Below are 14488 nucleotides of genomic sequence, written 5' to 3'. Positions count from 1 at the left end.
TCGCGCTTCCGACAGCTAGGTCAGCGACGCATACATATCCTGCGCCCTACGAGCCTGGCCAACATGCGCTAAAGCAATAATTCCCCACTCCGTGATCGTGATATTTCGTCAGTGTTATCGCAGGTTACCCCGGCAGCCTGGCACGACGCGTCAGGCCTCGGTCATCACGCCCTGGTAAATCGGCTCTTCCATCGCCCGGCCCGCACCGATCGCGACGCAGGTCAACGCATTCTCCGCGACGATCACCGGCAGCCCGGTCGCATCCGCCAGCACCTCGTCGATCCGCGCCAGCAACGACCCGCCGCCGGTCATCACGATCCCCTGATCGCAGATGTCCGCCGCCAGTTCGGGCTCGGTCTTTTCCAACGCGGTCAGCACCGTCTCGACGATCTGGCCGATCAGGTCGCCCAGCGACCCGGCGATGTCGCCTTGCGTCACCTCGATCTCGCGCGGGACGCCGGCGCGCAGGTCGCGCCCCTTGACGCGCATGATCTCGCCGACCCCATCGTCGGGCATCCGCGCCATCCCGACCGCGAGCTTGACGCGTTCGGCGGTAGCCTCACCGATCATCAGGTTATGCTTACGGCGGATCATCGACGCGATCGCATCGTCCATCTTGTCGCCGCCGACCCGCGCCGACGTGCTGTATGCGAGCCCCCGCAACGACAAGACCGCGACCTCGGTCGTGCCGCCGCCGATATCGACGATCATCGCGCCGACCGGCTCGGTCACCGGCAACCCCGCGCCGATCGCCGCCGCCATCGGCTCCTCGATCAGGAACACTTTCCGCGCACCGGCATTGGACGCCGCCTGGCGGATCGCCCTGCGCTCGACCAGGGTCGCGCCCGACGGGATACAGATCGCGATCTCGGGATAGCGCGGCATCCGGCTATGCCCGCCATGCGCCTTGTCGATGAAGAACTTGATCATCTGCTCGGCGACGTCGAGATCGGCGATCACGCCGTCGCGCATCGGCCGGATCGTCTCGATCCCGTCGGGCGTCTTGCCCATCATCAGCTTGGCCTCGGCGCCGACCGCACGAACCTGTTTCACCCCGCCGCGCGTCTCGATCGCGACCACCGACGGCTCGTTGAGCACGATCCCCTGCCCGCGCAGATAGACGACGGTGTTCACCGTGCCGAGATCGATCGCCATGTCACTGGAAGCACGGCTGAACAGACGAGGAAGACGCATCGGCTTTGACATTCTGCAACAAGGGCGCGCGGTCATGCCGACCGTCGCCATAGAGACCATCAGCGCTGTGCGTACGCGCGATCCGCGTCAATCCGCCTGCGCCCGACCGGGCGATCCAGACGACGATTACGAAAAATGGCCCGGCAGAGGGGTTCTGCCGGGCCACGAGGATCCGTCCAGGGAGCTTCACTTCGCCTTGACGTTACTTCGGTCTAATACATACCAATTAAATAGGAATACAATTCTGCAAAGAGTACGACGAAGCGACCGTAAAATACGACCGAGTAAGTTCCCGATAAACTGCCGGCGTAGACTGTATACACAAACAGATAACGCCCCCCTTTTGATCGAGAGGCATTATCTGTTCGAGCTGCTCAGGGCGAAGTCTACCAATCTTGGCACGCCCTACGAGAACGCGCTACGACCGGTCGATCAGAACGTGTTTCCGGTCGTGTTGGTCTCGGTCGTATTGATCAGGTCGGTCGAGTTTTCGGTTGCGACGCCATCGACCGCTGAGAAGTTCGCATCCGATTCCTCGACGACCGTGTTGCTGTCGATAGCCGAAACGTTCGACGGCTCGGCAGTCTTCGAACAGGCCGCAAGACCAAGTGCCAGGACTGCAATCATGGGCACGATCGTGATTTTGTTCATGAACTGGTCTCCGTGGTGACGACGTCAGAACTGCAGTCGCATAGCGCAACATTGGCTCTGGAACCGAAAGCTACTGTCGATGATCGCCCGGCGCAATACCCTATCGTGGAGGTAGGATTTATCACCAGCTCAAGCCGGCGCGTGCATACAGATAGCGACCGTTGAACCCGAACGGCGAGTAATACGGGAAGCCGATCACCCCGGTGCTGTTGTTCGCGGGGATGGTCGCGTCGGGATACACGTCGAACAGGTTGCTGACGCCGAACCCCAACTGCGCGCCCTTGGTCGCCTGATAGCGGACTTCGATATCGGTGATGACGTGCTTGCCGCTATGGACGTCGGCGGCGGCCGTCGTGCCCGGCTGGTTGACGTCGCCGTAATAGGTCACGCGGGCAAGCGCGCCGAACTGTTCGAGCGACCAGTCGATCGATCCGGTCACCTTCTCGCCGGGGGTGCCGTCCTCCAGCGTCAGGATACGACTGCGCGCGAACAGCGTCGGCGCGGGATTGAGCGCCGACGTCGAGGTCGGCACGCGCGTGACCTTCGAATCGTTGATGTTGCCGGCGATCGTCAGGTCGAACGTCCCCACGGAGTCGGTCGGCATGCGGTAATGCGCGACCGCGTCGATGCCCTTGGTGGTCGAGGCAAGGCCGTTGAGGAAGAACCGCGCGGCGGTCGCGCCCGATCCCGCCAGAAGGTTGGCGATCTGCGTATTGACCGCGACGGACTGGGTCGGCGACGTCGATATATTCTCCGACAGGCCGATCTGGTTGCGGATGTGTATGCGATACGCATCGACGGTCAGATCGAACCGGCCGGCACGAATGACGGCACCAGCCGACAGGTTGGTCGACTTTTCCGGCTCGAGCGGAAGGCCGCCGAGCCGGCTGGCGACCGGGCTGATCGACGGAAAGGTGCCGGTCTGGATCGGATTGCCGTTCTGGATGACGGTCGCGATCGAGGTGAAATATTGCTGTTGCAGCGCCGGCGCGCGGAACCCGGTCGACGCGGTGCCGCGCAGCGCGAACCAGCGCGTGAAATCATAGCGTGCGGAAAGCTTGCCGGTCGCGGTCGAGCCGAAATCGGAATAATCCTCGCCGCGTCCGGCAAGGCCGACCAGGAACTTGTCGGTCACCTGCGCTTCGACATCGAGATAGACGCTGCCGTTGCGCCGGCTGCGCTCAATCGCGTTGGCGGGCGAGAAGCCGCCAAACCCCTGCGCGCCCGGCGCAGCGGTCGCGGCCGCCCCCGTCACCGTGCCGGCCGCGGGATAGCCATAGGAGGCGAGCTCACCCGCCTCGATCTTGAACCCCTCGCGGCGCCCTTCAAGACCGAACGCGACGTTGACGCCCTGCAACAGGTCGAACTTGCGGTCGACATCGAGCCCGACGATGTACTGGTCGTAGATCAACGCGCCGTCGGAAAAGTCCTTCGGCGTGGTGCTGCCGAACGCGTAATTCGCCGAATTGAGCGTGCGGAAGCCGATCTTGTTGCGGCCATAGCTCGCGTTCAGGTCGACGTTCCAGTCGGCGACCACACCCTTGATGCCGACCGCCGAATTGATGTCGCGTGACTTGGTGTTGATCAGCGGCAGGAAGCCATCCAGATAGCCGGCCAGCGCGGTCGTCGCATTCGCCAGGCGTGGGAACGCCGCACTGCGCGTGTCGCGGTCCTGATAGCCGAGCCAGCCATACAGCTTCCACGTCCCCGTCAGCGTCGTGCCGGCATTGGCGAAGATGCTGTATTGCTCGACCGCCGGATCACCGAACCGACCCGTCACGCGTGTTCCGGGGACGCGCGGATCGAAATCGGCGCGGTTGGTCGCCTGACGGTTCAAATACTCGCCCGACAGGGTCAGGAAGCCGTCTTCGCCGAAGCCGAGTCCCTGCCAGCCCGAGACGGTGACGGCATGTTCGCCGGTCCTGCTGCGGCTACCGCGCGCGGTGTCGATGTCGGTGTTGTAGAAGCCGTAATTGACCGTGGCGGCGCCGCCCGACCGCGCCTCGCGCAGGCGGAGGTTGATGACGCCGGCGATCGCATCGGAGCCATATTGCGCCGATGCGCCGTCGCGGAGCACTTCGATCCGGTCGAGCGCGACGGTCGGAATGGTGTTGAGATCGACCGCCGCCGAGCCGCGCCCGACCGAGCCGCCGACGTTGAGCAAGGCCGCGGTATGGCCGCGCACGCCGTTTACCAGCACGAGCGTCTGGTCGGGCGACAGGCCGCGCAGCGTCGCGGGACGGATCGCATCGGTGCCGTCGACCGCCGAGGGCCGTGGGAAGTCGATCGAGGGTGCGATCGCCGCCAGCGCCGCGCCGAGTTCGGTGGTGCCTTGGCGCTGGATCGCGGCCGAGCTCAGCACGTCGACCGGCGACGCGCTGTCGAGCCGCGACCGGCCAACCGCGCGCGTACCGGTGACGATGATGTCGTCCTGCGTGTCGGGCGCAGCCGCGACGGCAGGATCGGCCGAAGGATCGGCGGCAGTCTGGGCCGGCACGTCCTGGGCCCGAACGTCTTGGGCCGGAACGTCCTGGGCTAACGCGGCTTGCGCGCCGACGAGAGCGAAGGTCGAGGCGGCGAACGCCAACGCGGTACGGTAAGCAGTCATGTCTTGGTCCCTGATAGTGGATCGTTCTGCGACGACCTCTGCGTGTGTGGTACGAATGAGGGCGATCAACGGTCCCGACAGGTCCCGAGCGATCGCCCGATAAGCGAGAAAAAGGCCTGGCTCGCGGCGCTGGCGGCGACATCCCATTCGGGATGCCACTGCACCGCCAGCACATCGCCGCCGCACGGCCGTGCCGAGAACGCCTCGACCAAGCCGTCCGAGGTCGCCAGCGCCTCGATAGTGAGCCCGGACCCGAGCCGATCGATCCCCTGGCGGTGAACCGAGGTGACCGAGAGGCTGCGCCGTTGCGTTACCGTCGCGAGCATCCCGCCCGCCTGGAGATCGACGTCGTGGACGTGATCGAACAGCGTTTCATACGCGGTCGCGTCTTCGGTCGCCCGGTGGTGTCCCGCGTCGAGCGTATCGGTCAGCGTGCCGCCGAACAGGACGTTGAGTTCCTGCAATCCGCGGCAGATCCCGAACACCGGCCGCCCGCCCTCGATCATCCGCCCTGCGAGCTCCATCGCTACCGCATCGCGGTCGAGATCGAGCGCATCGTCCGCCGCGCCATCCGCTGCATCGGTCTTGCCATAGCGCGCGCCCGCGACGTTGGACCGCGACCCGGTTAGCAATAGCCCGTCGAGCCGCCCCGCCAGCGCGCGCGTATCCATCGCGTCCGCGACCGCGGGCACCAGCAGGACGGTCGCGCCGGCATAGCGGACCAGCGGCTCGACGAACCGCGTCGCGACCGCCTGGATCGGGCGGTCGGCGATTTCGTTGCAGCACAATACGCCGATCACGGGCTTGATCGGCCCGTCATCGCTACGGCAGCATGCAAAGCGCATCATGCGGCGTAGCCGCACATCGTCGAGCGTCGTTGTTTCCTTTGCATCGCGGTGGCCTTTCGCGATCAATATCCATCGATCGCGTCGGATATTGGAGCGCTATAAGCTTTGGCACGGCCAAAAATTCATTGTCCGCACCAAGCCGCTCGTAAGTGCTTACGAATTACCCAAATGAATTTCTATTTTCGCGGATATCCGCATAGACCGCACCCGTCTGATTCGGCAGATATCGCGATGCGTGCAGCAGACACGGCGTGGGATGGATGGGAGTATGATATGACGATGAACCGGCGCACGGCGCTTTTGACCGGGGCAGCGATCACCAGCGGTGCGCTTCTCACCGCCTGTGCAACCGTGACGCACCCAGTTGGTCGGGACCAGCCCTCGGCGTTCGTCACCGTCGTCGGGCATGGCTTCGAACGCAACGGCAAGCCGTATCGCTATGCGGGTGCGAACATCTGGTACGGCGCGTGGCTCGGCGCGGACACCGCCTATGGCAATCGTGCGCGGCTCGGGCGCGAACTCGATCGTCTGAAGGCGCTCGGCGTCCGCAACCTCCGCATCCTCGGCTCGGCCGAATTGTCGCCGCTCAAGAACTCGATCACCCCGGGATTTCGCGACCAAAGCGCGACGTACAACGAGGACCTGCTGAAGGGCCTCGACTGGACGCTCGCCGAAATGGCGAAGCGCGACATGACCGGCGTGATCTACCTGACCAACTTCTGGGAATGGTCGGGCGGGATGATGACGTATCTGTCGTGGGTCAACGGCGGCAAGTTCATCAACATGAACGACCCCGCGCACCCCTGGCCCGAGTTCGCCGACAGGAACGCCGCCTTCTATACGAACGGTCAGGCGCAGGCGATGTACCGCGATTACATCCGCGCGGTCGTCTCGCGCACCAACACCGTGACGGGCGTTGCCTATGCCGCGGATCCGACGATCATGGCATGGCAACTCGCGAACGAACCGCGCCCGGCCGGTGGCGACAAGGTCGCGGTGCCTAATCTCTCGCATTTCTATCGCTGGATCGACGAGACCGCGCGCTACATCAAGACGCTCGACCCCCATCACCTCGTCTCGACCGGCTCGGAGGGACTGAAGGGCTCGATCGAGCGCGAGGATGTCGTGCTCGCCGCCCACAAGTCGCCCTCGATCGACTACCTCACCACGCATATCTGGCCCAACAACTGGACCTGGATGGACGCAGGCAATCTCGCCGGCACTTATGACGCCGGTGCGGCGAAGGTGGCCACCTATATCGACGCGCATATCCGGCTCGCCACGACGCTCGGCAAGCCGCTGGTGATCGAGGAGTTCGGCTATCCGCGCGACGGCCAGGCCGCCTATGATCCGTTCATCACGACCGAATATAAGGACCGCTTCTACCGCCAGATCTACGCGGCGATCGAGGCCAATGCGAAGGCCGGCGGGCCGCTCGCAGGCTCGAACTTCTGGGCCTGGAACGGCGAGGCGCGGACGCCCCACGCCGACCACCGCTTCCAGCGCGGCGACCTCGGCTACATGGGCGATCCCCCGCACGAACCGCAGGGCTGGTACGGCGTGTTCGACAGCGATGCCTCGACCCAGGCCGTGATCCGCGCGCACGCCGCGGCGATGGCGGCGCTCTGATGCTCAACCGTCGCGAGACGCTCGGGATGACGGCGGCGCTTGGTCTGCTGCACGGCATGCCGGCGCTGGCAGCGGTGCCGAACCGCCGTCTGAGCAATCCGAAAGCCTCGCCCGCCGCGCGCCACCTCTACGCCTATCTGTGGAGCCAATACGGCAGGAAGACGCTGACCGGGCAACAGGAGCAGGGCTCCGGCCCGACCAACCCTAACGGCGAACTCGACTATCTCCAGCGGGTGACGGGCAAGCTCCCCGCGATCCTCGGGCTCGACTATATCGACCCGCGCGACAACGACGCGGTCAACGACCGGGCGACCGCCTGGGCGCGGTCGGGCGGGATCGTCACCCTGTGCTGGCATTGGGGCGCGCCCGACATCGGCACCGGCTACGAGAATTCGAAGAAGGATTTCGACGTCGTCGCCGCGCTGAAACCGGGGACGCCGCAGAACGTCGCGATGATGCGCCAGATGACCGAGATCGCGCGGCTGTTGAAGGTCCTGCAAGACCGCGGCGTCGCGGTGTTGTGGCGCCCGTTCCACGAATTCAGCGGCGACTGGTTCTGGTGGGGCATGCACGGCCCCGACGCGTTCAAGGCGCTCTGGGCGCTGATGCACGACCAATTTACGCGTGTTTTCGGTCTGAACAACCTGATCTGGATACTCGGCTGGGCCGGACAGAATGTCGACCCGGCTTGGTATCCGGGACGTGCGACAGTCGATGTCGCGGGCGCGGATATCTACGCCAACGACCACGGCAACCTCGCCCCGATGTTCGCGCAAGTGAAGGCGATCGTCGGCGACACGCTGCCGATCTGCCTGCACGAGAACGGCCCCGTCCCCGACCCGGCGTTGCTCGGCCCCACCGCGGACTGGCTCTGGTTCATGACCTGGCACACGCGCTGGCTGACCGGCGCCGACCAGAACACGCCCGACCAGCTACGCCGCGATTTCGCCGCGAACCGCTACGTCACCAAGGACGAACTCCCCGCATCGCTGAAGGTGAAGGCATGAAGACGATCCTCCGCCTGTTCACCGCCACACTCCTGTCGACATCGGCGATCGCCGCCCCGCCGACCGTGACACCGACGACCGCGAAAGCCGGTGCGCCCCTCCCCGTCCACATCGGCGGCCGCATCGAGCGGAGCGAAGACGGCTATAAGCGCCAATGGCCGGGCACCTATTTCGAGGCGGCGTTCCGCGGCCCGAGCGCGCTGTTCCGCATCGGCAAGGGCGACGTCATCCTCCGCGTGTCCGTCGACGGCGCGCTCTCCGCCAAGCTCGTCAAGCCGAAGCCCGCCCTCTACCGCGTCGCCGGCCTGTCGAACGGCCGCCACACGATCCGCGTCGACGTCGCCAGCGAAAGCCAAGCCGCCCCGACCGTCTTCGGCGGCTTCTACGCCGGCCCCGAAACACGCGCCCTCCCCGCACCCGCCCGCCCGCGCCAGATCGAGTTCATCGGCGACTCGCACACCGTCGGCTACGGCAACATCTCGACCAAGCGCGACTGCACGCAGGACGAAGTCTGGGCGACCACCGACACCGCCCAAGCCATGCCAGCGCTGACTGCCCGCCGCTACGGCGCCGACTATCAGGTCAACGCGATCTCGGGCCGCGGGATCGTCCGCAATTACGACGGCATGGCCGCCGACACATTACCCGTGGCATACCCCTTCACGCTGTTCGACAAGGCCAGGCGCTACGCCGACCCCGCCTGGCACCCGCGCCTGTTCGTGATCGCGCTCGGCACCAACGACTTCACCACAAAGCTCCACCCCGGCGAGCCATGGCAGACGCGCGACGCGCTCCACGCCGACTACGAACGACACTATGTCGAGTTCGTCAAACGCCTGCGCGCACGCGACCTCGACGCGCACGTCGTCCTGTGGGCGACCGACATGGCCGATGGCGAGATCGCCTCCGAAGCTGGCAAGGTCGCCGCGCGCCTCAAAGCCGAAGGCGAGCGCAACGTCGCCTTCGTCCCCGTCACCGGCCTCGCCTTCACCGGCTGCCACGCGCATCCGTCGACCGCGGACGACGCCCGGATCACGACCGCGCTGTCGACCTATATCGACGCGCATCCCGAGATCTGGGCGCAGAAATAAGCAAATGATTTGCACATTGTAGCGCTAGCCCGGTAGCAAGGATGCCAAGGTGCGGATCACGATCGCGCACCGACCGGGGAGAGTATGATGTCGGTAGGGTTTTCCACGTTCACGATCGCGCTTCTGCTGCAATCCGCAGCGACGCCGGTAGCGCAACCAGCGCCGCTATCTGCGGTCGCGCATCCCGAAATCTGGCCGACCGCCAACGCCCGCCCCTTGCGCGACCCGAAGGTCGAAGCGCGGATCGACGCGATCATGAAGCGCATGTCCGTGGAGGACAAGATCGGCCAGCTGATCCAGGTCGACATCGCCAGCATCGAGCCCTCCGACCTGCGCACCTACAAGCTTGGCTCGATCCTCAACGGCGGCAATGCCGGCCCGCACGGCAACGACCTCGCGCCGCCGGTCGAGTGGCTCAAACTCGCCGACGACTTCTACGACGCGTCGATGGCGCGCAGCGACGGCCGTCCCGCGATCCCGGTGATCTGGGGCACCGACGCGGTCCACGGCAACAACAACATTCCCGGCGCGACGCTCTTCCCGCATAATATCGGCCTCGGTGCTGCGCGCGACCGCGACCTGATGCGCGAGATCGGCCACGTCACCGCGATCGAGACCGCCGCCGCCGGCATCGACTGGACCTTCGCCCCAACGCTCGCCGTCGTCCGCGACGACCGCTGGGGCCGCACGTACGAGAGTTATTCCGAAGAGCCGCAGGTTCAGGCCGATTACGCCGGCGCGGTCATCGAAGGGGTTCAGGGCAAGGTCGGCGCCAAGGAATTCCTTGCACCCGACCACGTCATCGCGACCACCAAGCATTTCCTCGGCGATGGCGGCACCGGCGGGCGTGATCAAGGCGATGCACTCATCCCCGAAACCACGCTGCGCGATATCCACTTGGGCGGCTACCCCGCCGCGATCGAGGCCGGCACGCAGTCGGTGATGGCCAGCTTCTCGAGCTGGAACGGCGCCAAGATGCACGGCAACAAGAGCTTGCTGACCGGCGTGCTCAAAGACCGCCTTCACTTCGACGGCTTCGTGGTCGGCGACTGGAACGGCCACGGCCAGGTCGATGGCTGCTCGAACGAGAGTTGCGCCGCGGCGATCAACGCCGGGCTCGACATGTTCATGTATTCGGGCAGCGGGTGGAAGACGCTCTACGCCAACACGCTGAAGCAGGCGCAGTCGGGCGAGATCCCCGCCGCCCGCCTCGACGACGCCGTCCGCCGCATCCTGCGCGTGAAAATCCGCGCCGGCACGTTCGATCGCGGCCGCCCGTCATCGCGTGCACTCGCCGGCAAGATGAACCTCATTGGTGCCGCCGACCACCGCGCGATCGCCCGCCGCGCAGCACGCGAGTCGATGGTCCTGCTCAAGAACGAGGGCGGCCTGCTCCCGCTGAAACCCTCGGCGAACATCCTCGTCGCGGGCGGCGGTGCGGACAACATTCCGCAACAGGCCGGCGGCTGGTCACTGACCTGGCAGGGCGGCGGTACCACCAACGCCAACTTCCCCAATGCCGAGACGATCTGGTCCGGCATCAGCACCGCGGTCAAGGACGCCGGCGGGACCGCGACGCTGTCGACCGACGGCAGCTTCGCCAAGAAGCCCGACGCGGCGATCGTCGTGTTCGGCGAGCAGCCCTATGCCGAGTTCAAGGGCGACCGCCCGAACCTCGAATACAGCGCCGAGGACAAGTCCGACCTCGAACTACTGCGCAAACTGAAGGCCGCAGGCGTGCCGGTCGTGGCGGTATTCCTGTCGGGCCGCCCGCTCTGGGTGAACGCCGAACTAAACGCCTCCGATGCGTTCGTCGCGGCGTTCCTGCCGGGCAGCGAAGGCGGCGGCGTCGCCGACGTACTGTTCCGCAAGAAGGACGGCAGCGTCGCCAACGACTTCCGCGGCAAACTGAGCTTCTCCTGGCCAAAGCGCCCCGACCAGTATGTCCTGAACCGCTCCGATCCCGGCTACGACCCGCTGTTCGCGTTCGGCTATGGCCTGAGCTACGCCAAGCCGGGCAGCGTCCCCAAGCTCGACGAAACCCGCCCTGCCGGCATGGCCGCGTCGTCGAACGGCACGATCTTCGGCAAGGGCCGCGTGCCCGAGGGCTGGTCGCTCACCCTGGTCGAACAGGACCAGTCGAAGGTCCGCCTGCTCGGCGTCAACGCGACGACCGCGACCAAGCGCCTCACCGCCTCCGCGGTCGATCGCCGTCGCCAGGAGGACGCACGTGCGCTCGTCTGGGCCGGTGGCGCTGCGGACGCCCGCGTCGAGGCCTCGGGCCCGCTCGACCTCACGCGCGAGAGCAATGGCGAGCTGAGCCTCGTGGTCGACGTCCGCGTCGACCGTGCCGGCAGCGCACTCGTCGGTCTCGGTATGGTCAGCAACGACGGCAAAGCCGTGACGGTGCCGATCAGCAAGACGCTCGCGGCGGGCAAGCCCGGCGACTGGCAGCAGGTGATCGTCCCGCTGCAATGCTTTGCCAGGCGCGGCATCGATATGGCGCACGTCACCGCGCCGTTCGTGATTGCTACCGACGGCAAGCTCGGCCTCTCGATCTCCGACGTGAAGATCGACTCCGCACCCGTGCCGATGACGAAGTGCGGCGATTGAGCCGGCTCCTGCTCGGTGCGGCGGCCGTCCTGCTGACGACCGCCGCCACGCAAGCCCCGCCCGCACCGATCCGGATCGACCACGCGGGGTTCGAGACGACCGGCCCCAAGCTGGCGGTCCTGCCATCTGCGCAGACGAAACCGCTCGCCTGGACGCTCACCGACGCGCGCGGCAAGATCGTCGCGTCTGGGCAGACGATACCGGTCGGTCCCGACGCAGCCTCGGGCGAAAGCGTCCACCGGATCGACTTCGGCACGTTCCACACGCCCGGCACCGGCTATCGTTTCCACGTCGGCACGGACGCCAGCCACCCGTTCGCGATCGCCGACCGCCCGTTCGCGGCTGTGGCGACCGCGGCGATGGCCTTCTTCTACCAACAGCGCAGTGGCATCCCCATCCTGCCCGCCTTCGTCGAACGCAAAGACCTCGCCCGCCCCGCCGGCCACGCCCCCGACATCGCCACCTGCTTCGGCGGGCGCGACCAGAAGGGCGTCAAATGGCCCGGTTGCGACTACAAGATCGACGCGACCGGCGGCTGGTACGACGCGGGCGACCAAGGCAAATACGTCGTCAACGGCGGCGTCTCGACCTGGACCTTGCTCGACCTCCACGAGCGCCTGGCCGCGTTCGGTGACGCCGGCGCGTTCGCCGACGGTCGACTCGCGCTGCCCGAACGCGCCAACGGCAAGGACGACCTGCTCGACGAAGCGCGCGTCGAAGTCGCCTTCCTGCTCGCGATGCAGATTCCCGACGGCACCAAGCTGGCCATCGCGCCCGACGCAGGCGTCGCCGGCAAGGCGATCACCCGGTTCGAGACGATCGACGCGGGCGGGTTGGTTCATACCAAGATTGCCGACAAGAACTGGACGGGGATTCCGACCGCGCCGGCCGACGACCACGAGACCCGGTTTCTTTATCCGCCATCGACTGCGGCGACGCTCAACATGGTCGGGGTGGCCGCACAATGCGCGCGGATTTGGCGGACGATCGATCCGGCCTTCGCTACCAAGTGCCTCACCGCGGCGCGACGTGGCTGGGCGGCGGCACTGCGCCACCCCGCCCTCCTCACCAGTTCGGACTTCACCGGTAGCGGGGGCTATGGCGACCCGGATGTCCGCGACGAGTTCACCTTCGCCGCCGCGCAACTCTACGCGACCACCGGCGAGCCCGCGTTCCTCGATCGCCTGCACAAGGACGGCATCTTCACCGATCCCGGCACGGATATCGGCTGGGGTTCGCTCAGACTGGCCGGCGTACTGACGCTCGCCACCTTGCCCGACACGCTACCCGCGGACGACCGTGCCAAGCTCCGCACCCGGATCACCGCGCTCGCCGACGGCTTCGTCGCCGAGGGCAAGCGCAGCGGCTACGGCATCCCCTTTGGTGGCACCAAATATCCCTGGGGCTCGAGCAGTTCGATCCTCAACCGCGCGATCGTGCTCGGTGTCGCGTGGCAGATCGACCGCAAACCCGCCTATCGCGACGCGGTGGTATCGAGCCTCGACTACATCCTCGGCCGCAATCCGCTCGACCAATCCTACGTCACCGGTATCGGCACGCGCCCGATGCAGCACCCGCACCACCGCTTCTGGGCGGCCGCGGCGGACAAACGCTATCCCGCGCCACCCACCGGAGTCCTCTCCGGCGGCCCCAACTCGGCCGCCGCGAACGAGCCCGGCCCGATGAAAGGCTGCGCACCCCAAACCTGCTGGATCGACGACTATCGTGCCTTCACCGTCAACGAAGTCGCGATCAACTGGAACGCCCCGCTAGTATGGACCGCCGCCTTCCTCGACGCGACGCGAGGGCGCTAGAGCCGTTCTAGCGTCCGCGCGAGGTATCCGCGGATCGCGTCGGTCCGCTCCGGCGACGGGCTTCCAAGCACGCCGCGCATCGCGTCAGGCAGATGCGCGGCCGCGTCCTGCGCCGCGTCTCCGAACACGTATTGATCGAACCACCCCCGAACCGCCGCACGCTCGCCCTCTGGCAAGTCACGGATCGCCAGGATCGCGTGGATCAGCGCGGGGAACGGCGAGGCCGCGCCAGCTTGCCCCCACCAGTAATTGACCAGCACGTTGAACCGCCCAAGCGCCTTGACGTCATGCCACCACATCGACGGAATGAAGATCGCATCGCCCGGCTCCAGCACCGTCACCTGCATCTGCGCCCGCGCCTCGGCAAATCGCGGATACCGCTCCAGATCGGGCGCTTCGAGATCGACAAGGCTGACCGGCTGTCCGGCGATCGTGACATCGAGCGGACCGACATACAGGTTGGGCCCCTGCTCGGGCGGAAACAGGCAGAACCGCCGCCGCCCCGCCACCACGACAGCGACGTTGCTCGACACGTCGTAATGCGTCGACACCCGGCTCTCGTTTCCAATCCACACCCGCGGCACCGCATCGGGCGTGGGCAGCGGCAACACGTTCGCCTCAGCCCAGCCCGGCAGGAATTCCCCCGCCGCCGCCGCCCCGGCATAGATGGCCGGCGCGCCGGGCATCCCCTGCAACGCGATCAACTGGTCGACCAGCGTCGGGATCGGCGCCTTGGCGCGCTCGAAATTGAAGCCGCTCAGGTCGTCATTGTAGAAGAACCGCCCGCGTACGTCACTTTGCGCGACCATGACGTCGGCGGAGCGCCCGCCATCGAACGACACGATATGCTCGCCGATCGCGCGATCGGAGGCGCGGGCGGCGCGTACCGCCGGCCAGTCCGCGGCCAGCCCGCGCATGACGACCGGGCGATACCCGCGTGCGATCTCGGCTTCGAACCGTACTGCGTCGATCGCGCCGGTTTCGGCAACCGGGAGGCCAAGGATCTCACTCATCGCGTGCGTGTAATCCCTGG

10 protein-coding genes are annotated in these 14488 nt (G+C 66.4%); 5 read left to right on the top strand and 5 right to left on the bottom strand.

Translation table 11 applies throughout. The features are described 5' to 3' along the window. Positions 1-150: 150 nt before the first annotated feature. The 4 genes from U1763_RS01245 to U1763_RS01230 all read right to left on the bottom strand — a co-directional run bounded on the left by U1763_RS01245 (position 151) and on the right by U1763_RS01230 (position 5301). Positions 151-1194, bottom strand: coding sequence for a rod shape-determining protein (locus U1763_RS01245; RefSeq protein ID WP_207894045.1), 1044 nt, complete (start codon positions 1192-1194; stop codon positions 151-153). A gap of 432 nt (positions 1195-1626) precedes the next feature. Further along, a complete protein-coding gene (locus tag U1763_RS01240; protein ID WP_332753764.1) occupies positions 1627-1845 on the bottom strand; it encodes a hypothetical protein in 219 nt (72 codons plus the stop codon). Between the two features lie 121 nt (positions 1846-1966). After that, on the bottom strand, positions 1967-4453 hold the full coding sequence (locus U1763_RS01235) for a TonB-dependent receptor plug domain-containing protein (RefSeq protein ID WP_332753763.1): 2487 nt from the start codon (positions 4451-4453) through the stop codon (positions 1967-1969). A 65-nt stretch (positions 4454-4518) separates the two neighbouring features. Beyond that, positions 4519-5301, bottom strand: coding sequence for a gamma-glutamyl-gamma-aminobutyrate hydrolase family protein (locus tag U1763_RS01230; protein WP_443026877.1), 783 nt, complete (start codon positions 5299-5301; stop codon positions 4519-4521). A 279-nt stretch (positions 5302-5580) separates the two neighbouring features. Here U1763_RS01230 and U1763_RS01225 point away from each other — a divergent pair, with 279 nt between their 5' ends. The 5 genes from U1763_RS01225 (at position 5581) to U1763_RS01205 (ending at position 13455) form a co-directional block, all read left to right on the top strand. Next, on the top strand, positions 5581-6930 hold the full coding sequence (locus U1763_RS01225) for a glycoside hydrolase 5 family protein (RefSeq protein ID WP_332753761.1): 1350 nt from the start codon (positions 5581-5583) through the stop codon (positions 6928-6930). After that, complete coding sequence (locus tag U1763_RS01220; RefSeq protein ID WP_332753760.1) at positions 6930-7937, top strand: glycosyl hydrolase; 1008 nt, start codon at positions 6930-6932, stop codon at positions 7935-7937. Before U1763_RS01225 ends, U1763_RS01220 begins: the two co-directional genes overlap by 1 nt. Continuing rightward, on the top strand, positions 7934-9028 hold the full coding sequence (locus U1763_RS01215; protein WP_332753759.1) for an SGNH/GDSL hydrolase family protein: 1095 nt from the start codon (positions 7934-7936) through the stop codon (positions 9026-9028). Before U1763_RS01220 ends, U1763_RS01215 begins: the two co-directional genes overlap by 4 nt. An 87-nt stretch (positions 9029-9115) precedes the next feature. Then, positions 9116-11641, top strand: a complete 2526-nt coding sequence (locus U1763_RS01210; protein WP_332753758.1) for a glycoside hydrolase family 3 protein — start codon at positions 9116-9118, stop codon at positions 11639-11641. Continuing rightward, positions 11638-13455 carry a glycoside hydrolase family 9 protein gene (locus U1763_RS01205; RefSeq protein ID WP_332753757.1) on the top strand — a complete coding sequence of 606 codons (1818 nt, stop codon included), beginning with the start codon at positions 11638-11640 and terminating at the stop codon, positions 13453-13455. Before U1763_RS01210 ends, U1763_RS01205 begins: the two co-directional genes overlap by 4 nt. On the opposite strand, the gene U1763_RS01200 is transcribed toward U1763_RS01205, so the two are convergent. Next, positions 13452-14468 carry a cupin-like domain-containing protein gene (locus tag U1763_RS01200; protein WP_332753756.1) on the bottom strand — a complete coding sequence of 339 codons (1017 nt, stop codon included), beginning with the start codon at positions 14466-14468 and terminating at the stop codon, positions 13452-13454. The genes U1763_RS01205 and U1763_RS01200 overlap by 4 nt on opposite strands. Between the last annotated feature and the right edge of the window lie 20 nt (positions 14469-14488).

The organism is Sphingomonas sorbitolis (genome assembly GCF_036663875.1).
In the GTDB taxonomy this organism is placed as follows: Bacteria; Pseudomonadota; Alphaproteobacteria; order Sphingomonadales; family Sphingomonadaceae; genus Sphingomonas.
Note: the sequence above shows the minus strand (reverse complement) of the source record. Positions and strands in the feature narration are given on the sequence as shown.